The organism is Streptomyces sp. NPDC021020, from assembly GCF_044333285.1.
In the GTDB taxonomy this organism is placed as follows: Bacteria; Actinomycetota; Actinomycetes; order Streptomycetales; family Streptomycetaceae; genus Actinacidiphila.
On the sequence record NZ_JBIRQQ010000005.1, the window covers coordinates 315,641 to 334,505 of the forward strand.

Here is an 18,865-nt window from a genome sequence, read left to right on the forward strand (position 1 = left end):
GGGCACCCTCCCGCGGCGGGAAGCCGCTAAGCGGCCCCCGCCGGGGTCAGGCCTCGGCGATGACCACCGCGGAGGCGACGCCCGCGTCGTGGCTGAGGGAGAGGTGCCAGGCGCGGACGCCGAGCGTGGCGGCGCGAGCGGCGACGGTGCCCTGGACGGTGAGGCGAGGACGGCCCGAGTCCTCGGTGACTACTTCCGCGTCGAGCCAGCTCAGGCCCGCAGGGGCCCCGAGGGATTTCGCAAGCGCTTCCTTCGCGGCGAAGCGGGCGGCGAGGGAGGCGATGCCGCGGTCCTCCCCGGAGGGGAGCTTGAGCTCGTTCGGGGTGAAGAGGCGTTCGGCGAGCCCGGGGGTGCGGTCGAGAGCCGCGCCGAAGCGTTCGATCTCCGCGACGTCGATGCCCACTCCGATGATCACGGGCAGCAGTTTAGAGGTGCTGGGGGCGGGCGGCGTCCGTATGGTCGGAGGAAAGGCGGACGGGAGGGTTTCCGGATGAGGTACGCGCATACGGTGCAGGCCGTGCGGGACGCCGAGGCAGTGCTCATGGCGCGGTTGCCGGAGGGGGCGCTCATGCAGCGGGCCGCCGCCGGGCTCGCGGCGGTGGGGGCGGACGTACTGGGGCGGGTGTACGGGCGGCGGGTCGCGGTGCTCGCCGGGAGCGGCAGCAACGGGGGTGACGCCCTCTTCGCCGCGGCCCGGCTGGCCCGGCGGGGGGCGGGGGTGACGGCGGTGCTGCTCGCGCCGGAGCGGGCGCACGCGGAGGGGCTGGCCGCGCTGCTCGCCGCGGGCGGGCGGGTGGCGGAGGGCGCGGGCGCGTTGCGGCGGGCCGACCTCGTGTTCGACGGGATCGTCGGGATCGGGGGCAAGGGCGCGCTGCGGGAGAACGCCGCCGAGCTGATGGACGCGGTGCGGGGCGCGGTGGTGGCGGTCGACCTGCCCAGCGGGGTCGACGCGGACACGGGCGAGGTCGCGGGTGCGGCCGTACGGGCCGATGCGACGGTGACCTTCGGGACGTACAAGCCCGGTCTGCTCGTCGACCCGGGAGCCGGACACGCCGGGGCGCTGCGGCTCGTCGACATCGGGCTGGAGCTCGGCGCGCCGGAGCTGGAGGCGCTGCAGCACGCCGACCTCGCGCGGCTGCTGCCGCGGCCGGGCGGGGAGAGCGACAAGTACCGGCGCGGGGTGGTCGGTGTGGTGGCCGGGTCCGACCGGTATCCCGGGGCGGCCGTGCTCGCCGTCTCGGGGGCGCTGCGGGGCGGGGCCGGGGCTGTGCGGTACGTCGGCGGGGGTGGCGCGGCGGTGCTGGCGCGGCACCCGGAGGTACTGGTGTCGACCGGTTCGCCGCACGCCGCGGGGCGGGTGCAGGCGTGGGTCGTCGGGCCGGGGCTGGGGGACGACGCGGAGGCGCGGGCGGCGGTGGCGGAGGTGCTGGCCGCGGACGTACCCGTGCTCGTCGACGCGGACGGGTTGCGGCTGATGGACCGGGAGACGGTACGGGCGCGTAGCGCCCCCACGCTGCTCACCCCGCACGCGGGGGAGGCGGCGGCGCTGCTCGGGCGGGCCCGGGAGGACGTCGAGGCGTCGCGGCTGGCCGCGGTGCGGGAGCTGGCCGGGCACTTCGGGGCGACCGTGCTGCTCAAGGGCTCGACCACGCTGGTGGCGGCGCCCGGCAGGGGAGCGGTGCGGGTGAACGCCACCGGGACGGCGTGGCTGGCCACCGCCGGGAGCGGTGACGTCCTCTCCGGCCTCGCCGGCTCCCTGCTGGCCGGCGGTCTCCCGGCCCTCGACGCGGCCTCCGCCGCCGCCTATCTGCACGGCCTCGCCGCGCGCCTGGCGGGCGGGCCGCTCTCGGCGATGGACGTTGCCGACACCTTGCCCACCGCGTGGCGCTCCACAACGTCCTGACCTGCGGTTTCAGCTCCTCCGGGGGAAGTGGGCGGGTGCCGCGCGGAATGTCGTACTCCTGCCCTATTCTTCACTCACCGGCCACCTGGCCGACACAGGCCGCACACAGCGGCCGCATGTTTTGGGGGGTTCAAAAACATCGTGCGTAAGCGCACACTTCCGGCTGCCATCGTCACGGCGGCCCTCTTCGGCTCCGTGGTGCTCACCGCCGTCCCGGCGGCGGCCGACGCCAACGCGACCCTTTTCGCCATCGGCACCGTGACCGACACCGTCGTCGACGGCGCCCACCAGCACATCTACCTCAGCACCGACGGCGCGATCTGCGTCACCGACACCACCGGCAGGATTCTCAGCAGGCTCACCGGCCTGCCGGGGGTGACCGACCTCCAGCTGAGCCCGGACGGCGGCACGCTGTACGCCGCCGTCACCGGCGCGGACAAGATCGTCGCCTTCGACACCGCGACGCTCGCGCAGACCGCCGAGTACCCGACCGGCGCCGGCACAGCGCCGCGCCGGATCGCCCTCACCGAGGGGCGGATCTGGTTCGGCTACGGCGACCAGTGGGATTCCGGGCTCGGCGAGGTGGACCTGACCGCCGCCCCGGCGACGGTGACGCTCGACCTCGCGGGCGACCACGACTTCGCCAGCACGCCGATGCTCTACGCCGACCCGGCGAACCCGGACACCCTGGTCGCCCTGGACGGCGGCATCAGCACCGGGCCGATCGTCGTCTACGACGTGTCGTCCGGCACCCCGGTCATCCGCGTCACCGCGAACGAGGGCGGCTTCTACCGGGACGCCGATTTCACACCGGACGGGCAGTCGATCGTCGTCGCCGGGCCGCGGCGGGACGCGGTCACCGAATTCCGGCTCTCCGACCTCCAGGCGGTGCACCAGTACCCGGTCGCCGAGGAGGCCGAGTCGGTCAGCGTCGCCCCGGACGGCACGGTCGCGGCGACCACCTTCGACAGCGCCGACACCGGCGACACGTACGTCTTCCCCGGCGGCGCCGACGCCCCGGCGAGCGTGCGCAACCTGTCGGCGGAGACCATGCCGCGCTTCGGGCACGAGCTGTCCTGGTCGGCGGACGGTGCGCAGCTCTACGTGCTGACCGGCAATTCCGTCCCCATGCGGTTCCAGACCCTGACCAGCCCGCGGACGTACGTCACCAAGCTCACCGTCGACGCCCCGGCGTCGGCGACGCGCGCCAAGACGCTCACGGTCAAGGGCACCCTCACCGCCGGTCTGGTGCCGCCCGCGGGCACGCCGCTGACCGTGGTGCGCACCGACATGCTGTCCCCGGGCGGCAAGTCCCTCGGCACCAGGCCGCTGGGCGCCAACGGCACCTTCTCCTTCACCGACGTGCCCCCGGCGGGCAGCACCGTGCGCTACACGGTGACGTACGCCGGGGACGCCGCGCACAACGCGGTGTCCGCGTCGGACACCGTCGCCGTCTCGCGTGCCACGCCCGCCCTGACGCTCAGCAACGCGGGCAAGACGTACGACTACGGCAAGAACGTCTCCTTCACCGCCCACCTCGGCAGCACGTACACCAACCGCACGGTGGAGATCTGGGCCGACCCGTACGGCTCGGACAAGCCGAACAAGCTGGTGCGGACGGCCAAGGTCGACTCCAAGGGCAACGTGTACGGCACCGTCGGCCTCACCCGCGACACCGATGTGACGGTCGTCTTCCGCGGTGACGCGCAGTACGCGCCGCGGACGGTCAAGTCCCGCGTCTACACCCGGGTGAAGATCACCAGCTGGATGACCAAGTACTACAAGACGGGCAAGATCGGCAAGACCAAGTACTACTACTTCCACAAGAACAAGGACGCCGTCGTGAACACCGCGATGACGTACTACAAGGGCCGCAAGGAGCGGCTCGACCTCCAGATCTACTACAAGGGCAAGTGGTACACGACCGCGTCGGAGTACTTCCCGCTCAGCACCAGCGGCAGGTGCAACGTCGACCTGGGGCACCCGGGGAAGTCCGGCGTCCGCGCCCGGGTGCGCGCCGCGTACCTCGACACCAGGTCGGGCGACATCATGAACACCACGACGTACGGCGCCTGGCAGTACATCTACTTCACCAACTGACCGGCTCCGTACGACGGTCACACCCTGCGCCCGGCGGCTCAGCCCGCCGGGCGCAGGGCGCGCAGGGCCCGCGTGAAGGCGGGGGCCGCCGCCGCGAGCGGCGCGAAGAAGGCGGCGTCGCACGCCTCGGCGGCGGCGACCGCCGCGTTCGCGAGGGAGCGCCCCTCCGGGGTGACGGAGAGGGTGCGGGCGCGGGCGTCGTGCGGGTGGGGCCCGCGGGTGAGCAGGCCGCGGGCCTCCAGGGCGCGCAGGACCTGCGAGGTCATCATGGGGTCCGTCGCCGCGTGGTCGGCGAGGCGGCGCTGCGTCACGGGCGCGGGCGCCTCCGCAGCCTGGAGGTAGGTCAGCGACGCGAGCAGTACGAACTGCACGTGCGTGAGCCCGTACGGCTTGAGCGCGGCGCGCTGCGCGGCCTGCCACCGGTTGGTGACCTGCCACAGCAGCAGCCCGGTGCTCTCCTCGGCGGACGCGTGCCCGGTGGCGAGCCCCTCGCTCGGCTCGGCGGCGCCCGAGGTCACGCGCCCTCCGCGGCGGCGCGGAGACGGTCCAGGTCGGGCTGGAGGGAGGCGGCGATCCCCTTCCCCAGCGCGAGGTTCCAGATCCGCGCCAGCGGCCCCCGCATCGTCACGGTGACGTCCACCCGGGTGGACCCCTCACCCGTGACGGAGACGAGGTGGCGGAAGGTGAGCCGCGCGCCGAGCAGCTTGGAGACGTCCGTGAACTCCCGGCCGGGCACGAGCGCCGTGACGACGAACGGCACCTTCGGCGCGCCCTTGGGCTTCAGTTCGCCCTTGGCGCCCTTGACGAAGGGGCCCTTGAGCCGCACCCACTCGGTGTCGGTGTTCCACTCGGGCCAGGTCTCCATGTCGGCCCAGCGGGCGAAGAAGGCCTCGGGGGACGCGGAGGACGTGATCTGTGCGGTAGCCAGCGTGATCATGCGATTAGTATGCGCGCATACTAATCTCCCGTCAAGGGCAGCCGGCGTGCGCGCCTGACACACTGACCTGGATGAACGACATGGTGAACCAGCGCGCATGGGCCCGCATCGACCTCGCCGCCCTGCGGGCGAACGTCGCCGCGCTGCGGGCGAAGGCCCCCGGCGCGGCCTTCATGGCGGTCGTGAAGGCCGACGCGTACGGCCACGGCGCGGTGCCGTGCGCGCGCGCCGCGCTGGAGGCGGGCGCGGGCTGGCTGGGCGTGGCGACACCCGAGGAGGCGCTCGCGCTGCGCGCCGCGGGCATCGGGCCGGAGCAGGCCCGCGTGCTGTGCTGGCTGTGGACGCCCGGCGGGCCGTGGCGCGCGTGCGTCGAGGCCGACGTCGACGTGACCGTCAGCGCGCAGTGGGCGCTCGCCGAGGCCGTGGCGGCGGCGCAGGCCGCGGGCCGCCCCGCGCGCGTCCAGCTCAAGATCGACGCGGGGCTCGGCCGCAACGGGGCGCAGCCCGCCCAGTGGCCCGCGCTGACCGCGGCGGCGCGGGCGGCGGAGAAGGCCGGGCTCGTCCAGGTCACGGGCGTGTGGGCGCATTTCAGCTGCGCGGACGAGCCGGGGCACCCGTCGATCGCCCGGGAGCTCGCGGTCTTCCGGCGGGCCGTCGAGCAGGCCGCGGACGCCGGTCTCGAGCCCGAGGTGCGGCACATGGCGAACTCGCCGGCCACCCTGACGCTGCCCGAGTCGCACTTCGACCTCGTCCGGCTGGGCGTCGCGATGTACGGGATCTCGCCGGTGCCGCAGGTGGGCGGCCCCGCCGACTTCGGGCTGCGGCCGGTGATGACGCTGGCCGCGCGGCTGGCGAACGTCAAGGACGTGCCGGGCGGCCACGGCGTCAGCTACGGCCACCACTACGTCACACCGGGCCCGACGACGCTTGCGCTGGTCCCCGTGGGGTACGGGGACGGTGTGCCGCGGCACGCGTCCGGCGCCGGGCCGGTCCTGGTGGCGGGTAAGTGGCGGACGGTGGCCGGGCGGGTGGCGATGGACCAGTTCGTGGTGGACCTCGGCGGAGACGCCGCGTCCGCGGGCGACGAGGCGCTGCTGTTCGGCCCCGGCGACCGGGGCGAGCCCACCGCGGAGGACTGGGCGCGCGCGTGCGGCACGATCGCGTACGAGATCGTCACACGCATCGGCCCGCGCGTCCCGCGGGTGTACGACGGGTGTGCCTGAGCCGGTGGGAGACGGCGTGAAGTGGGAGCGGGCCGGGCTGGTCGGCGCGGCCATCGGCGTGGTGGCCGCGGGCGCGGCCGCCGGGGTGGCCATCGAGCGGGTCACGGTCGGGCGCAGCGTCCGCCGCAAGGCGCAGCTGGCGCTGGACGCCGCGGGCCCGTACGGCAGCCTGCGCGGGCAGCCGGGCACGGCCGTCGCCGAGGACGGCACCGAGCTGTACTACGAGACGGACGAGCCGGCCGAGCCCGTGCCCGAGCCCGCCCGGCGCGGCTGGCGCAGGCGGCGCGAGGCCGCGGCGGAGCCCGCGCCGCTCACCGTGGTCTTCTGCCACGGCTACTGCCTCAACCAGGACGCCTGGCACTTCCAGCGGGCCGTGCTGCGCGGCACCGTACGGGCCGTCTACTGGGACCAGCGCAGCCACGGCCGCAGCGAGCGCGGCCGCGACCAGGCCGCGGGCGGCCCGGTCACCATCGACCAGCTCGGCCGCGACCTGAAGGCGGTGCTGGACGCGGCTGTGCCGCAGGGCCCGGTCGTGCTCGTCGGGCACTCGATGGGCGGCATGACGGTGATGGCCTTCGCCGACCAGTACCCGGAGTACGTGCGCGAGCGCGTCGCGGGCGCCGGCTTCCTCTCGACCTCGTCCGGCAAGCTCGCCGCCGTCACCCTCGGGCTGCCCGCGGTCGGCGCGCGGGCCTTCCGGGCGGTCGCGCCGGGCCTGCTGAGGATCATGGGCAGCCAGGCCGAGCTGGTGGAGCGCGCCCGGAAGGCGACCGCCGAGCTGTTCGCGGGCGTCATCAAGCGCTACTCGTTCGGCTCGGACGTCGAGCCCGGCGTCGAGCGCTTCGCCGAGCGGCTCATCGAGTCCACGCCGATCGACGTCGTCGCCGAGTTCTACCCCGCCTTCACCGAGCACGAGAAGGGCGAGGCGCTCGCCGTCCTCGACGGGCTGCCCGCGCTCGTGCTCGCCGGTGACAAGGACCTGCTCACGCCGAGCGCCCACAGCACCGAGATCGCCGAGCGGCTGCCGGCGGCCGAGGTCCTGATCGTCCCCGGCGCGGGCCACCTGGTGACCTTCGAGCGCCCCGACGTCGTCAACCCGGCGCTCGCCCGGCTCATAGCGCACGCCGCCGACTCCGTCCGCGCGCCGGTCGGCGACGGGTTGCGCGAACTGGCCGCAGCGGGTGATGCACAGCCCGTGTACGGCGGGTGACGTGCGGCGGATCGGGGGCGTACGGCGCGTAGGCTTCCCGTACATGGGCACACCGCACGACGACCGCCACCCGACGGGCACGCAGGACCGCCTCCCCCCCGCGGTCCGCGTCACCGTACGCACCCCCGAGCGCATGCGCGACCTGGGCCGGCGGCTCGCCGCCCTGCTCGGGCCCGGCGACCTGGTCCTGCTCAACGGGGAGTTGGGCGCGGGCAAGACCACGCTGACCCGCGGGCTCGGCGAGGGCCTCGGCGTCCGCGGCGCCGTCACGTCCCCGACCTTCGTCATCGCCCGCGTCCACCCCTCGCTGACCGGCGGCCCCGCGCTGGTCCACGTCGACGCGTACCGCCTGGGCGGCGGGCTCGACGAGATGGAGGACCTCGATCTCGACGTCTCGCTGCCGGAGTCGGTGGTGGTCGTCGAATGGGGCGAGGGCAAGGTCGAGGAGCTGTCGGAGGCGCGGCTCCAGGTCGTCATCGAGCGCACGGTCGGCTCCGCGCCGGACGCGGACGACGACGCGCGCATCGTGACGGTGAGCGGCATCGGGCCGCGCTGGGCGGCTGTGGAGCTTTCGCCGCTCGTCCCGTAGCGCGTGACGCTCCGTGGCCGCGGTGTCGCGGGGCGCGGGCGTACGGGAGCACGGGGCGGCGTGCGCCGCGGGGGGCGTGTGCGCCGGGCGCGCTCGCGTGCGCCGGGGCGCCCGGGGGGCATGAACCGACAGGCTGTCGGGAAGTTGTTGCGTACGGGGCCGGACCGTGATGTCCTGGTTCCGGTACCCTTTGTTAGGGCTGCCTAACTTCCACCGTTCGGGGAGGTCACGATGCCTGTGCCTGCGGCGCCTGAGTTCAAGGACGTGCTGGCCTCGGCGGAGGCCGCGCGCCTCGTCTCCACGCCGCCCCCACCCCCGCCGGCCGCGCCCGCGGAGCCCGCGCCCGCGGAGGTCCCCCCGTCCCGGGACGCGGCGTAACCCTTCCGGGTTCGGGTGAGCCCTCCAGGCTGCCACTTGCGCCTGTACCGGGACCTTCCCCCGGTGGTGGGTTGCGCGCGCAGTTCCCCGCGCCCCTAAAAACGCTCACCCTGCGCGGTAAGAGTTCGCGTCTGCCGCGCAGGGCAACAAACCAGGGGCGCGAGGAACTGCGCGACAAGCCACGACGGCGGGAAGATCGCGGACTCCACCGCAAGGGGCAGCCCCGCGCGAAAAGGGGCGCGGGGAACTGCGCGCTCAGCCCCCACCGGCAGAAGGTCGCGCGGGCCACCGCGAGGGGCAGCCCGGCGCGTCACGCCATCACATTGATCGCAAGACCCATCGTCGCGAACTGCCAGAGCGCCGTCGTGTCGGCGCGTCCCGCGCGGATCGCGGAGCTGTGGGCGCCCGGCTTCGGGAGGGAACCGTCCACCGCGGCGCTGAAGCCGATGTTCGCCACCCCGCGGGTAGCGAACAGCACGGTGTGCTCGACCTGCTTGCCGTCGCCGCCCGTACCGAGGTCGCGGCGGAAGAAGACGTGGTGGATGCCCTTCGTGGGCTTCACGTCACCCGCGACGACCGCGTACGTGCGCTGCACCTTGTTGCCGTCGTCGACGAGCCACACCCGCTGCTGGCCGATGCTGTAGACGACCCGCTTGCCTATGCCCGAGTGCGGCGGCAGCGGGTACGACTTCGGGGTCGGCTTGACGGTCGCGGACTTCTTCGGCGGCGGAGCCGAGTGCGCCGCGGGCGTCTTGGGGGCGGAGCCCGACGCCTGGGCCGCGAGGACCGCGATGATCGCGATCGCGCCCGCGGTCAACCCGGAGACCAGGGTGCCGGCCTTGACTGCCACGGGTGTCCTCCACTCCGGTTGCGCGCTCGCTCCCCGTTGACGGTAGCAGCCGCGGTGACCGGCGGAACGGGGCCGCGGGCGCTGCCCGTACCCTGGGGGGCGTGCTGCTGCTTGCCTTCGACACCGCCACGCCCGCCGTGACCGCCGCCCTGCACGACGGGGAGCGGGTGCTCGCCGAGTCCACGGTCGTCGACGCGCGCCGGCACGGCGAGCTGCTCGTGCCCGCCGTCGACCGGGTGCTGACCGCCGCGGGGCGCGCGCTGGACGAGGTCACCGGCCTGGTCGTCGGCGTCGGCCCGGGCCCGTACACGGGTCTGCGCGTCGGCCTGGTCACCGCCGCCTCCTTCGGCGACGCCCTCGGCGTACCCGTGCACGGCGTGTGCACGCTCGACGGGCTCGCGTGGGCCGCGGGGGAGGCCGGGCTCGAAGGGCCCTTCACCGTCGCGACCGACGCGCGCCGCAAAGAGGTGTACTGGGCGCGCTACGACGGCCCCGCCGCGCGCGTCACGGAGCCCGCCGTGGACCGCGCCGCCGACCTGCCGGAGGACGTCCGCGCGCTGCCCGCGGTCGGCGCGGGCGCCGCGCTCTACCCCGACGCCTTCCCGGACCGCCGCCCCGACCCCGCGCACCAGTCCGCCGGCGCGCTCGCGGCGCTCGCCGCGCACCGGCTCGCGACCGGCGCGGACTTCCTGCCGCCGCTGCCGCTCTACCTGCGCCGCCCGGACGCGCAGGTGCCGGCCGGCTACAAGGCGGTCCTGCCGACGTGAGCACGGCCCCTCGTACGGCTCCCGACGCGGCGGCGGTGCTGCTGCGGGACATGCGCTGGTGGGACCTGGACCGCGTCATCGGCCTCGAACACGACCTCTTCCCCGACGACGCCTGGTCGCGCGGCATGTTCTGGTCCGAGCTGGCCGACGCCCGGCACCCGGCGGCCACCCGCACGTACCTCGTCGCGGAGACGTCCGAGGGACGTGTCGTCGGCTACGCGGGGCTCGCCGCGGTCGCCGGGACGGGTGACGTGCAGACCATCGCCGTCGCCCGCGACCACTGGGGCACCGGGCTCGGCGCCCGGCTGCTCGGGGCGCTGCTCCAGGCCGCGACGGACGCGGAATGCCACGAGGTGCTGCTGGAGGTGCGGGTCGACAACCCGCGCGCGCAGCGGCTCTACGAGCGGTTCGGCTTCGAGCCGATCGGCTTCCGCAAGGGCTACTACCAGCCGGGCAACATCGACGCGCTCGTGATGCGCCGCGCCGACCCGGCAATGAACATCGACAACGGCTGAGGAACGAACCCATGGCTGACGAACCCCTCGTACTCGGCATCGAGACCTCGTGCGACGAGACCGGCGTCGGAATCGTGCGCGGGCACACGCTGCTCGCCGACGCGGTCGCCTCCAGCGTGGACGAGCACGCCCGCTACGGCGGCGTCGTCCCCGAGGTCGCCAGCCGCGCCCACCTGGAGGCGATGGTTCCGACGATCCAGCGGGCCCTGAAGCAGGCCGGGATCAGCGCCCGCGACCTCGACGGCATCGCGGTGACCGCCGGACCCGGCCTCGCGGGCGCGCTGCTCGTCGGCGTGTCGGCGGCGAAGGCGTACGCGTACGCGCTCGGCAAGCCGCTCTACGGCGTCAACCACCTCGCGTCGCACATCTGCGTCGACCAGCTCGAACACGGCGCGCTGCCCGAGCCGACGATGGCCCTGCTGGTCTCCGGCGGCCACTCCTCGCTGCTGCTCGCCCCGGACATCACCTCCGACGTGCGGCCGCTGGGCTCGACCATCGACGACGCGGCCGGCGAGGCCTTCGACAAGGTCGCCCGCGTCCTCGGCCTCGGCTTCCCCGGCGGCCCCGCGATCGACCGGCACGCCCGCGAGGGCGACCCCGCCGCGATCGCCTTCCCCCGCGGCCTCACCGGCGGCCGCGACCCGCTCTACGACTTCTCCTTCTCCGGCCTGAAGACCGCCGTGGCCCGCTGGGTCGAGGCCCGCCGCCGCGACGGCCAGGACGTGCCGGTCGCGGACGTGGCCGCGTCCTTCCAGGAGGCCGTCGTGGACGTCCTGACCCGCAAGGCGATCCGCGCGTGCCGGGACAACGGCGTCGACCATCTGATGATCGGCGGCGGTGTCGCCGCGAACTCCCGGCTGCGCTCGCTCGCCATGGAGCGCTGCGAGGCCGCCGGGATCCGGCTGCGCGTCCCCCGCCCCGGCCTGTGCACGGACAACGGCGCGATGGTCGCCGCCCTCGGCGCCGAGATGGTCGCCCGCGGCCGCGCCGCCTCCACCCTCGACCTCCCGGCCGACTCCTCCCTCCCCGTCACGGAGGTCTCCGTCCCCGGCCACACCCACGAGCACGTCCACGAGGTCTCCGCCGAGAACCTCTACGGCTGAGCATGCCTTTGACGTCGATGTGGGAGGCCGCCGCCGCCCCCGGCGCCGGCCCCGCCCTCCTGGCCTGGGCCCGCGCCGCCGCCCCGCCCGGCCCGTACCTGCGCCGCGAGTTCTTCACCGCGCCGGGCGACCGCGTCCTCGTCCTGACCTGGTGGCCGTCCGCGGACGACGCGGTGGAGCTGCCCTCCCCGCCGGAGGAGCTGACCCGCCGCGAGGTCCACCGCTGGCGCTTCACGTCGGTGGCGGTGGAGGAGCCGTAACCCGGTGGTGGCCGCGCCGGGCGGTGTGCGAGCCTGCTGCTCCCAGCCGCCGACCGGGGGACCTCGGATGACCCGCGACGAAGCGCTCAAGCAGCTCGACACGATAGGCCGCGAGCAGGCGTTCGGCCGGTACACCGGCTCCGACCGGCTCATCCAGGCAGGTCTGGACGCCCTCCTCGCCGACGTCGACGCCCCGTCCCTCGCCCTGCTGGCCGGCCTCCTGAAGCGGGAGGAGCCCGAGGCCCACGCGCTCTTCGACGACGTCCTGGACGAGCTGGGCCTCCGCTTCCACCCGCCCGCCGACCCCGTCGCCGCGCAGTGGGCGCTGGCCACCTGGACCGCCGCCCGCATCGCCGAGGGCTCGCTCGACCCCGCCGCCGGTGCGTACGACATCTGGACCGTCGCCACGGAACTCGGCTACCCCGAGGAGCTGCAAGAGCTGGTGATCTGCGCGAACAACCTCGACGACTGGAGCGACAGCTGGGACGTCTCCCACGACCACTTCCTCGCGGAGGCGGTCGAGGCGGCCCGCCGCTACCTGGCCGGACGGCCCCCGGAGGAGCTGAGGGAGGCGACGGGGTGCTGATCGTCGAGCCCGTGCTGGAGACCCCGGAGGTCCGCGACTTCCCCTTCTGGCCGGTGGCCGGCTTCCCGCCGTACCAGTTCGCGCCGCTGTCGGGCCGGATGACGGCGGAGGAGGTGGGCAGCGCGCTGGCGATGCTCGCCGACTACAACGCGCGGGCGGGCGACGGCGACTACCCCACGGACGCGGAGGGCCTGATACGCGGCCTGGCGGAGGCGGAGAAGATCCTCGCCCCGGGCGGCCTGCGCTTCCACGACACCGCGACCGGCACCACCGTCACCCCCGGCTGCTGCTGCGGCCTGGAAGACTGGCGCGAATGGCTCGACGTCCCGGCCGGCGAATCCCTGTGGCTCGGCCACGCCCCGTCCCCCCGCTTCGAACACCACCCCGGCGCCGTCCACCTCTGGCCCGACGGCGCCGAAGCCCCCGAGCCCCCCTCATGCCCCCCGGTGCGGATCCCCCTGCCCACCCTCCCCTCGATCCTCCACACCGCCCAGCAAGACCTCCTCGCCTTCCTCACCCTGACCCACGAGTGGGCCACCCCCCGCTTCCCGCCCCTCGCGGACGCCCTGGTGACGGCCCTGGACAAGGGCCTGACCGTCAGCGAGCCGCTGCCGCGCGGCTAACCCGCCGGGTGCCCCAGGAGCATCGTGGGGGCCCCCGCCACCCGCGTCAGGAAGACGGTCGCCGCGTTCGGGCCCTGGGGGCGGATGCGGCGGCGGAGGTCTTCGGGGTCGACCGCGGAGCCGCGCTTCTTCACCGTCAGGGTTCCGACCTCGCGTTCGCGGAGGAGGGCCTTGAGGCGCTTGAGGTGGAAGGGGAGGACGTCGGTGATCTCGTACGCGGTGGCGTACGGGGTCGGGCGCAGCTCGTCCGCGGTGATGTAGGCGATGGTCGGATCGACGAGGCCGCCGTCCAGCTCCTCCGCGGCCTCGGCGACGAGGTGGGCGCGGATGACGGCGCCGTCCGGCTCGTACAGGTAGCGGGCGACGGGGCGGACCTGCGGGTCGGGGAGGCCGCGGCCGGTGAGGGTGGCGCCGGAGGGGAGCAGGGTCGCCCGCCTGGAGACGCCGGGGGCGCCGAACCACAGCACCGCCTCCTTGACGTCGCCGCCGTCCGAGATCCATTCGGCCTCCGCGCCCGGCGGCACCGCCTCGTGCGGGATGCCCGGCGCGACCTTCACCGCGCCCGGCGCGCCCTTCGCGGCGGCCTCCAGCGCCCAGGACAGGGGCGGTGAATACGCCTCGGGGTCGAAGACGCGGCCGCGGGCGGTGCGGCGGGCGGGGTCGACGAAGACGCCGTCGTGGTCGCCGGGGCCGACGTCCGCGACGTCCGCGCACACGACCTCCAGCCGCTCGCCGAGCCCCAGCGCGTCGGCGTTCGCCCGTACGACGGCGCAGGTCAGCGGGTCGCGGTCGACCGCGGTGACCGCCAGGCCCGCGCGCAGCAGGGCGAGCGCGTCCCCGCCCACCCCGCAGCACAGGTCGAGGACGCCGCCGGCGCCGGACGCGGCGAACCGCCGGGCGCGGTGGTCGGCGACGGCCGCGCGCGTGGACTGCTCCAGGCCGTGCGGCGTGAAGTACATGCGCTCGGCGTCGGCCCCGAACTTCGCGGCGCCGCGCTGCCGCAGCCGCGTCTGCGTGAGGGCCGCGGCGACGAGCGGGGCCTCGTACGTCCGCCGCAGCCGGGTCGCGACGGCGAGGTCGTCGGCGGGGTCGTGCCCGCGCAGGGCCGCAAGCAGCTCCTGTCCGCCGGGCGCCAGCAGTATGTCCAGGTCCTCGGGCGTCACCCGCCCATTCTCCCCCGCCGTCAGCCGGAGGCGGCGCCGCGCTGGGCGTACGCGCGGGCGGCGCGGGCGCGGTCGCCGCAGCGGGTGGAGCACCAGTGGCGGCGGCCGTGGGTGCGCAGCAGGAAGCGGTCGCAGGGGGCGGAGCCGCAGGCGGCGAGGATGCCGGCGTCGGGGCCGGTGAGCAGGTCGGCGGCGTCGGCGGCGAGGGCGGCCAGCACGTGGTTGACGGCCTCGTCGGTGGGGTGCTCCTGGACGCGGTGCGGGCCCTCGGCCTCGCCCCAGGCGAGCAGGGGCGCGGTGGGGACGGCCGTGAGCGCCGTGTTGAGCGCGTGCAGGGACGCCTCGGGCGGGGCGGTGCCCTCGACGCGGGCGGCGAAGAGGGCGCGTACGTGCGTGCGCAGCGTGCGCATCCGCTGCGTGCAGATCTCGTAGACCCGCACGTCCGGGCCGATCAGGTCGTGCGCGGTGAGCCAGATCGTGGCGGACGCGGGGGTCGCGAGCTGGTCGTAGCTCTGCCCGGCGGGCAGGTGCGCGGCGGTGTCGGCGAAGTCCAGGGAGCGGTACCGGTCGGCGCCGGGCGCCGGGGGCAGGGCGGGCTGCGCGGTGCCGGTGGCCGGGGTGTCGTCCATGCCTCTCATGGTAGCGCTTGCGTTTTTCCGTGATGCTTGCCTAGGCTGACTTCACGGAAAACGAGGCGTTTTCACGTGAGAAACGAGGGAGACGTGATGTCCCAGCCCACCGCCGACCAGTTCCCCGTCCGTACGTTCGGCGGCCCGACCGCCGCGTTCGAGTACGGCGGCCTGCGGTTCCTGACCGACCCGACGTTCGACGGCCCCGGCGACTACAGCCGCCCCGGCCGCCCGGTCCTGACCAAGACCGCCCCCGCCAGCGGCACCCCCGCCGACCTCGGCCGCGTCGACGTCGTCCTGCTCTCCCACGACGAGCACGCCGACAACCTCGACGACTCCGGCCGCGCCCTGCTCGCCGACGTCCCCCTCACCCTGACCACCCCCGGTGGCGGCGAGCGCCTCGGCGGGAGCGCCAGGGGCCTGGCCGACTGGGAGACGGTCGAGCTGGAGCGCCCGGACGGCGGCGCCGTCACCGTCACGGCCGTGCCCGCCATCCACGGCCCCGGCCCGCGCGAGCAGGTCGAGCCGTCCACCGGCCAGGTCGTCGGCTTCGTCCTGACCGGGGAGGGCCTGCCCACGGTCTACGTCAGCGGCGACAACGCCTCCCTGGACGCCGTCCGGGAGATCGCCGCGCGCTTCGCCCCGGTGGACACCGCCGTCCTCTTCGCGGGAGCCCCCCGCTTCCCCGCGCTCTTCGACGGCGCCCCCCTCGTCCTGGACAGCGCCCAGGCCGCCGAAGCCACCCGCATCCTCGCCGCCCGCCGCGTCGTCCCGGCCCACCACGACAGCTGGGCCCACTTCACCGAGGGCCGCGCCGACCTGCTCACCGCCTTCGCGGCGGCGGGCCTGACCGACCGCCTGGACAAGGACTGGTCGCGCCGCGCCTGAGCCCGCGGGCCGCTCCGGTCGTAAGAGTCAGCAGGCCGCCCCCGGCCCGGGCCGGGGGACGAGGCTGTCCGAGACCCGCTGCGTGAAGTCCCGGAGGTCGGCCAGGACGACGTCCGCTCCGGCCGCGCGCAGTTCCTCCACCGTGCTGCCGCCGGTCGCGACCGCCACGGCCAGCGCGTCGGCGTCCCGCGCCCCGCGGACGTCGTGCGGGGTGTCGCCGACGACGACGGTCAGGTGGCCGGAGAAGTCCTGGCCGTACTTCGCGGAGGCCCGTCCGCGGGCCAGGCGCACCAGGTCGGCGCGGTCGCTGCCGTCGTCGCCGTAGCCGCCCACCGTGAAGTCGAGGGCGTCGCCGAGGCCGAACGCGCCGAGTTTGATGACGGCGATCGGCCGTATGTTGCCGGTGACGGCGCTCTGGACCGCGTGGTGCGCGGCGCAGGTGAACAGCGCTTCCCGGGCGCCGGGCAGAACGGTACCGACCTCCCGCATCCGGTCCACCCGGTGCTCGGCGGCCACCGCGAGGGCGGCATAGAAGTCAGGGGCGAGGGTTTCCGGTTCGGGCACGCCGTTGAGCCGCAGGGTCTCCGCGGTGATCGCCCGATCAGTACGGCCGGCCATGTCGGCCAGCGGACCGAGCGGGCGCCCCGTCACGCGCTCGAACGCCTCGGCGTAGACAGCCCGGCTGAAGCCGTCGCCGATGCTGACCAGGGTGTGGTCCACGTCCCAGAGGACGAGGCGTCGAGCGACAGGAACCTGGCCGGGAGCGGGACCGTCGGCAGACATGGCGGAAGGGTACGGCGCGGGCTCCCGCGCGTGCCAGGTGCGCAGACGGCTACGACTTGCGCGGCTACGGCCGCTCCATGAGCGTCGCGAGGAGGCAGCGCGGACGGCGCTGTCGGTGGCTGGGCCACGTAGCCCTGGGCGGAAGGCTGCGGGTGCGGGATCTTCTGCGACGGGCCGGAACGGCGGACGCCCGCCACCCCGGTGAAGGGGGTGGCGGGCGTCAGGGCCCGGAAGGGGTCAGTGGGAGTGGCCGTGGCTGTGGCCGCCCGCGGCCTCGGGCTCCTCTTCCTTCTTCTCGACGACCAGGGTCTCGGTCGTCAGGAGGAGGGAGGCGATCGACGCGGCGTTCTCCAGCGCGGAGCGGGTGACCTTGACCGGGTCGATGACGCCGGCCTTGACCAGGTCGCCGTACTCGCCGGTCGCGGCGTTGAAGCCGTGGCCCTTGTCGAGCTCGGCGACCTTGGAGGTGATGACGTAGCCCTCCAGGCCGGCGTTCTCGGCGATCCAGCGCAGCGGCTCGACGGCGGCGCGGCGGACGACGGCGACGCCGGTGGCCTCGTCGCCCTCCTTGCCCAGGTTCTCGCCGAGCACCTTGACGGCGTGGACGAGCGCGGAGCCACCGCCGGAGACGATGCCCTCCTCGACGGCCGCGCGGGTCGCGGAGATCGCGTCCTCCAGGCGGTGCTTCTTCTCCTTCAGCTCGACCTCGGTGGCCGCGCCGACACGGATGACGCACACGCCGCCCGCGAGCTTCGCCAGGCGCTCCTGGAGCTTCTCGCGGTCCCAGTCGGAGTCGGTGGTGGCGATCTCCGCCTTGATCTGGGAGACGCGGCCCTCGATCTCGGACTTGTCGCCGGCACCGTCGACGATGGTGGTCTCGTCCTTGGTGATGGTGGCGCGGCGCGCGGAGCCGAGCAGGTCCAGACCGGCCTGGTCGAGCTTGAGGCCGACCTCCTCGGCGATGACGGTCGCACCGGTGAGGGTCGCGATGTCGCCGAGCATGGCCTTGCGGCGGTCACCGAAGCCGGGCGCCTTGACCGCGACGGCGTTGAACGTGCCGCGGATCTTGTTGACGACCAGGGTGGAGAGCGCCTCGCCCTCGACGTCCTCGGCGATGATCAGCAGCGGCTTGGAGCCACCCGCCTGGATGACCTTCTCCAGCAGCGGCAGCAGGTCCTGGATCGAGGAGATCTTGCCCTGGTGGATGAGGATGTACGGGTCGTCGAGGACGGCCTCCATCCGCTCCTGGTCGGTGACGAAGTACGGCGAGAGGTAGCCCTTGTCGAAGGCCATGCCCTCGGTGAACTCCAGGTCCAGCCCGAAGGTGTTGGACTCCTCGACGGTGATGACACCGTCCTTGCCGACCTTGTCCATCGCCTCGGCGATCAGCTCGCCGACCTGCTTGTCCTGCGCCGACAGCGCGGCGACGGCGGCGATGTCGTCCTTGCCCTCGATCGCGCGCGCGGTGGCCAGCAGCTCGTCGGAGACGGCCTTGACCGCGGCGTCGATGCCCTTCTTCAGGGAGGCGGGGGACGCGCCGGCGGCGACGTTGCGCAGGCCCTCGCGGACCAGCGCCTGGGCCAGCACGGTCGCGGTGGTGGTGCCGTCACCCGCGATGTCGTTGGTCTTGGTCGCCACCTCCTTGACGAGCTGGGCGCCCAGGTTCTCGTACGGGTCCTCCAGCTCGACCTCACGGGCGATCGTCACGCCGTCGTTGGTGATGGTCGGCGCACCGAACTTCTTGTCGATGACGACATTGCGGCCCTTGGGGCCGATGGTCACCTTCACGGTGTCGGCGAGCTTGTTGACGCCGCGCTCCAGGGCGCGACGGGCGTCCTCGTCGAACTTCAGAATCTTGGCCATGCCTGCGAACTACCTCGTCTACTCGTCTAACACGTCGTCACGGACGATCAGGACGGCGGAACAACCCCGCCCCGGGGACCCTGCCGCAAGGCTGGGACACCCGGGGCGGGATCAAGGGCTTGTGCAGCCGGGGACTTACTTCTCGACGATCGCGAGAACGTCGCGCGCCGAGAGGACGAGGTACTCCTCGCCGTTGTACTTCACCTCGGTGCCGCCGTACTTGCTGTACAGCACGACGTCGCCGACGGCGACGTCGAGGGGCAGCCGCTGGCCGTCCTCGAAGCGGCCCGGACCCACGGCCAGGACGACGCCCTCCTGGGGCTTCTCCTTGGCGGTGTCCGGAATGACCAGGCCCGAGGCCGTGGTCTGCTCGGCGTCGAGCGGCTGGACCACGATGCGGTCCTCAAGCGGCTTGATGGCAACCTTGGTGCTGGCGGTCGTCACGATCCGACCTCCCCCTTCAAAGGGCTCACGGGAGTGTCTGTCAGGGTCGGC

22 protein-coding genes are annotated in these 18,865 nt (G+C 74.3%); 13 read left to right on the plus strand and 9 right to left on the minus strand.

The features are described from left to right. Positions 1-46: 46 nt before the first annotated feature. Complete coding sequence (locus tag ACH4SL_RS16670; protein WP_398445917.1) at positions 47-415, minus strand: holo-ACP synthase; 369 nt, start codon at positions 413-415, stop codon at positions 47-49. Between the two features lie 75 nt (positions 416-490). Between ACH4SL_RS16670 and ACH4SL_RS16675 the strand changes: the two genes are divergently transcribed. Both ACH4SL_RS16675 and ACH4SL_RS16680 read left to right on the plus strand, forming a co-directional pair. Then, entirely contained in the window at positions 491-1,903 is a 1,413-nt protein-coding gene (locus ACH4SL_RS16675) for an NAD(P)H-hydrate dehydratase (protein WP_398445919.1), read from the plus strand. Between the two features lie 141 nt (positions 1,904-2,044). Further along, positions 2,045-4,003, plus strand: coding sequence for a YncE family protein (locus ACH4SL_RS16680; protein WP_398445921.1), 1,959 nt, complete (start codon positions 2,045-2,047; stop codon positions 4,001-4,003). A gap of 38 nt (positions 4,004-4,041) precedes the next feature. Here ACH4SL_RS16680 and ACH4SL_RS16685 read toward each other — a convergent pair whose 3' ends face one another. Beyond that, positions 4,042-4,521 (minus strand): MarR family winged helix-turn-helix transcriptional regulator, encoded by a 480-nt coding sequence (locus ACH4SL_RS16685; protein ID WP_398445923.1) that lies wholly within the window; start codon positions 4,519-4,521, stop codon positions 4,042-4,044. Continuing rightward, positions 4,518-4,940, minus strand: coding sequence for an SRPBCC family protein (locus ACH4SL_RS16690; RefSeq protein WP_398445925.1), 423 nt, complete (start codon positions 4,938-4,940; stop codon positions 4,518-4,520). The genes ACH4SL_RS16685 and ACH4SL_RS16690 overlap by 4 nt, the downstream gene beginning before the upstream one ends. A 71-nt stretch (positions 4,941-5,011) precedes the next feature. Here ACH4SL_RS16690 and alr point away from each other — a divergent pair, with 71 nt between their 5' ends. The 4 genes from alr to ACH4SL_RS16710 all read left to right on the plus strand — a co-directional run bounded on the left by alr (position 5,012) and on the right by ACH4SL_RS16710 (position 8,340). Continuing rightward, on the plus strand, positions 5,012-6,163 hold the full coding sequence (gene alr / locus ACH4SL_RS16695; RefSeq protein ID WP_398445927.1) for an alanine racemase: 1,152 nt from the start codon (positions 5,012-5,014) through the stop codon (positions 6,161-6,163). Then, complete coding sequence (locus ACH4SL_RS16700) at positions 6,156-7,373, plus strand: alpha/beta fold hydrolase (RefSeq protein ID WP_398445930.1); 1,218 nt, start codon at positions 6,156-6,158, stop codon at positions 7,371-7,373. The genes alr and ACH4SL_RS16700 overlap by 8 nt, the downstream gene beginning before the upstream one ends. 43 nt (positions 7,374-7,416) lie before the next feature. Continuing rightward, the gene (tsaE, locus tag ACH4SL_RS16705) at positions 7,417-7,962 is read left to right on the plus strand and encodes a tRNA (adenosine(37)-N6)-threonylcarbamoyltransferase complex ATPase subunit type 1 TsaE (RefSeq protein WP_398445932.1); all 546 of its coding nucleotides are present in this window, start codon (positions 7,417-7,419) and stop codon (positions 7,960-7,962) included. A 231-nt stretch (positions 7,963-8,193) separates the two neighbouring features. Further along, on the plus strand, positions 8,194-8,340 hold the full coding sequence (locus ACH4SL_RS16710; RefSeq protein WP_398445934.1) for a hypothetical protein: 147 nt from the start codon (positions 8,194-8,196) through the stop codon (positions 8,338-8,340). Between the two features lie 310 nt (positions 8,341-8,650). Here the strand turns inward: ACH4SL_RS16710 and ACH4SL_RS16715 are convergent, their stop codons facing one another. Next, positions 8,651-9,190 (minus strand): hypothetical protein, encoded by a 540-nt coding sequence (locus tag ACH4SL_RS16715; protein ID WP_398445936.1) that lies wholly within the window; start codon positions 9,188-9,190, stop codon positions 8,651-8,653. A gap of 101 nt (positions 9,191-9,291) precedes the next feature. Between ACH4SL_RS16715 and tsaB the strand changes: the two genes are divergently transcribed. The 6 genes from tsaB to ACH4SL_RS16745 all read left to right on the plus strand — a co-directional run bounded on the left by tsaB (position 9,292) and on the right by ACH4SL_RS16745 (position 13,044). Then, complete coding sequence (gene tsaB / locus ACH4SL_RS16720) at positions 9,292-9,957, plus strand: tRNA (adenosine(37)-N6)-threonylcarbamoyltransferase complex dimerization subunit type 1 TsaB (RefSeq protein ID WP_398445938.1); 666 nt, start codon at positions 9,292-9,294, stop codon at positions 9,955-9,957. A 50-nt stretch (positions 9,958-10,007) separates the two neighbouring features. Next, entirely contained in the window at positions 10,008-10,472 is a 465-nt protein-coding gene (gene rimI / locus ACH4SL_RS16725; protein WP_398446644.1) for a ribosomal protein S18-alanine N-acetyltransferase, read from the plus strand. Between the two features lie 11 nt (positions 10,473-10,483). After that, positions 10,484-11,575: a tRNA (adenosine(37)-N6)-threonylcarbamoyltransferase complex transferase subunit TsaD gene (gene tsaD / locus ACH4SL_RS16730; RefSeq protein WP_398445940.1), complete on the plus strand. Its 1,092-nt coding sequence runs from the start codon at positions 10,484-10,486 to the stop codon at positions 11,573-11,575. 2 nt (positions 11,576-11,577) lie between these two features. Next, positions 11,578-11,835 carry a hypothetical protein gene (locus ACH4SL_RS16735; RefSeq protein ID WP_398445942.1) on the plus strand — a complete coding sequence of 86 codons (258 nt, stop codon included), beginning with the start codon at positions 11,578-11,580 and terminating at the stop codon, positions 11,833-11,835. A gap of 67 nt (positions 11,836-11,902) precedes the next feature. Further along, positions 11,903-12,421, plus strand: a complete 519-nt coding sequence (locus ACH4SL_RS16740) for a hypothetical protein (protein ID WP_398445944.1) — start codon at positions 11,903-11,905, stop codon at positions 12,419-12,421. Next, entirely contained in the window at positions 12,415-13,044 is a 630-nt protein-coding gene (locus tag ACH4SL_RS16745) for a hypothetical protein (protein ID WP_398445947.1), read from the plus strand. Before ACH4SL_RS16740 ends, ACH4SL_RS16745 begins: the two co-directional genes overlap by 7 nt. Here ACH4SL_RS16745 and ACH4SL_RS16750 read toward each other — a convergent pair. Beyond that, positions 13,041-14,207 (minus strand): methyltransferase domain-containing protein, encoded by a 1,167-nt coding sequence (locus tag ACH4SL_RS16750; protein WP_398445949.1) that lies wholly within the window; start codon positions 14,205-14,207, stop codon positions 13,041-13,043. The two genes, ACH4SL_RS16745 and ACH4SL_RS16750, sit on opposite strands and share 4 nt — an antisense overlap. Before the next feature lie 20 nt (positions 14,208-14,227). After that, positions 14,228-14,836 (minus strand): ABATE domain-containing protein, encoded by a 609-nt coding sequence (locus ACH4SL_RS16755; protein ID WP_398445951.1) that lies wholly within the window; start codon positions 14,834-14,836, stop codon positions 14,228-14,230. Positions 14,837-14,932: 96 nt separating this feature from the next. Between ACH4SL_RS16755 and ACH4SL_RS16760 the strand changes: the two genes are divergently transcribed. Beyond that, entirely contained in the window at positions 14,933-15,724 is a 792-nt protein-coding gene (locus tag ACH4SL_RS16760; RefSeq protein ID WP_398445954.1) for an MBL fold metallo-hydrolase, read from the plus strand. A 27-nt stretch (positions 15,725-15,751) separates the two neighbouring features. Here ACH4SL_RS16760 and ACH4SL_RS16765 read toward each other — a convergent pair whose 3' ends face one another. The 3 genes from ACH4SL_RS16765 to groES form a co-directional block, all read right to left on the minus strand. Further along, positions 15,752-16,507 carry an HAD family hydrolase gene (locus ACH4SL_RS16765; RefSeq protein ID WP_398445956.1) on the minus strand — a complete coding sequence of 252 codons (756 nt, stop codon included), beginning with the start codon at positions 16,505-16,507 and terminating at the stop codon, positions 15,752-15,754. A gap of 237 nt (positions 16,508-16,744) precedes the next feature. Beyond that, a complete protein-coding gene (gene groL / locus ACH4SL_RS16770; protein ID WP_398445958.1) occupies positions 16,745-18,370 on the minus strand; it encodes a chaperonin GroEL in 1,626 nt (541 codons plus the stop codon). Between the two features lie 135 nt (positions 18,371-18,505). Then, positions 18,506-18,814 carry a co-chaperone GroES gene (groES, locus tag ACH4SL_RS16775; protein ID WP_031516465.1) on the minus strand — a complete coding sequence of 103 codons (309 nt, stop codon included), beginning with the start codon at positions 18,812-18,814 and terminating at the stop codon, positions 18,506-18,508. Positions 18,815-18,865 lie beyond the last annotated feature (51 nt).

Bases quoted from the DNA above. Each gene is read 5' to 3' on its own strand.
- ACH4SL_RS16760 (WP_398445954.1), top strand. From the start codon at position 14,933: ATGTCCCAGCCCACCGCCGACCAGTTCCCCGTCCGTACGTTCGGCGGC.
- groL (WP_398445958.1), bottom strand. From the start codon at position 18,370: ATGGCCAAGATTCTGAAGTTCGACGAGGACGCCCGTCGCGCCCTGGAG.
- ACH4SL_RS16765 (WP_398445956.1), bottom strand. From the start codon at position 16,507: ATGTCTGCCGACGGTCCCGCTCCCGGCCAGGTTCCTGTCGCTCGACGC.
- alr (WP_398445927.1), top strand. From the start codon at position 5,012: ATGAACGACATGGTGAACCAGCGCGCATGGGCCCGCATCGACCTCGCC.
- ACH4SL_RS16675 (WP_398445919.1), top strand. From the start codon at position 491: ATGAGGTACGCGCATACGGTGCAGGCCGTGCGGGACGCCGAGGCAGTG.
- tsaE (WP_398445932.1), top strand. From the start codon at position 7,417: ATGGGCACACCGCACGACGACCGCCACCCGACGGGCACGCAGGACCGC.
- tsaD (WP_398445940.1), top strand. From the start codon at position 10,484: ATGGCTGACGAACCCCTCGTACTCGGCATCGAGACCTCGTGCGACGAG.
- ACH4SL_RS16735 (WP_398445942.1), top strand. From the start codon at position 11,578: ATGCCTTTGACGTCGATGTGGGAGGCCGCCGCCGCCCCCGGCGCCGGC.
- ACH4SL_RS16710 (WP_398445934.1), top strand. From the start codon at position 8,194: ATGCCTGTGCCTGCGGCGCCTGAGTTCAAGGACGTGCTGGCCTCGGCG.
- rimI (WP_398446644.1), top strand. From the start codon at position 10,008: ATGCGCTGGTGGGACCTGGACCGCGTCATCGGCCTCGAACACGACCTC.
- ACH4SL_RS16740 (WP_398445944.1), top strand. From the start codon at position 11,903: ATGACCCGCGACGAAGCGCTCAAGCAGCTCGACACGATAGGCCGCGAG.
- ACH4SL_RS16755 (WP_398445951.1), bottom strand. From the start codon at position 14,836: ATGGACGACACCCCGGCCACCGGCACCGCGCAGCCCGCCCTGCCCCCG.
- ACH4SL_RS16690 (WP_398445925.1), bottom strand. From the start codon at position 4,940: ATGATCACGCTGGCTACCGCACAGATCACGTCCTCCGCGTCCCCCGAG.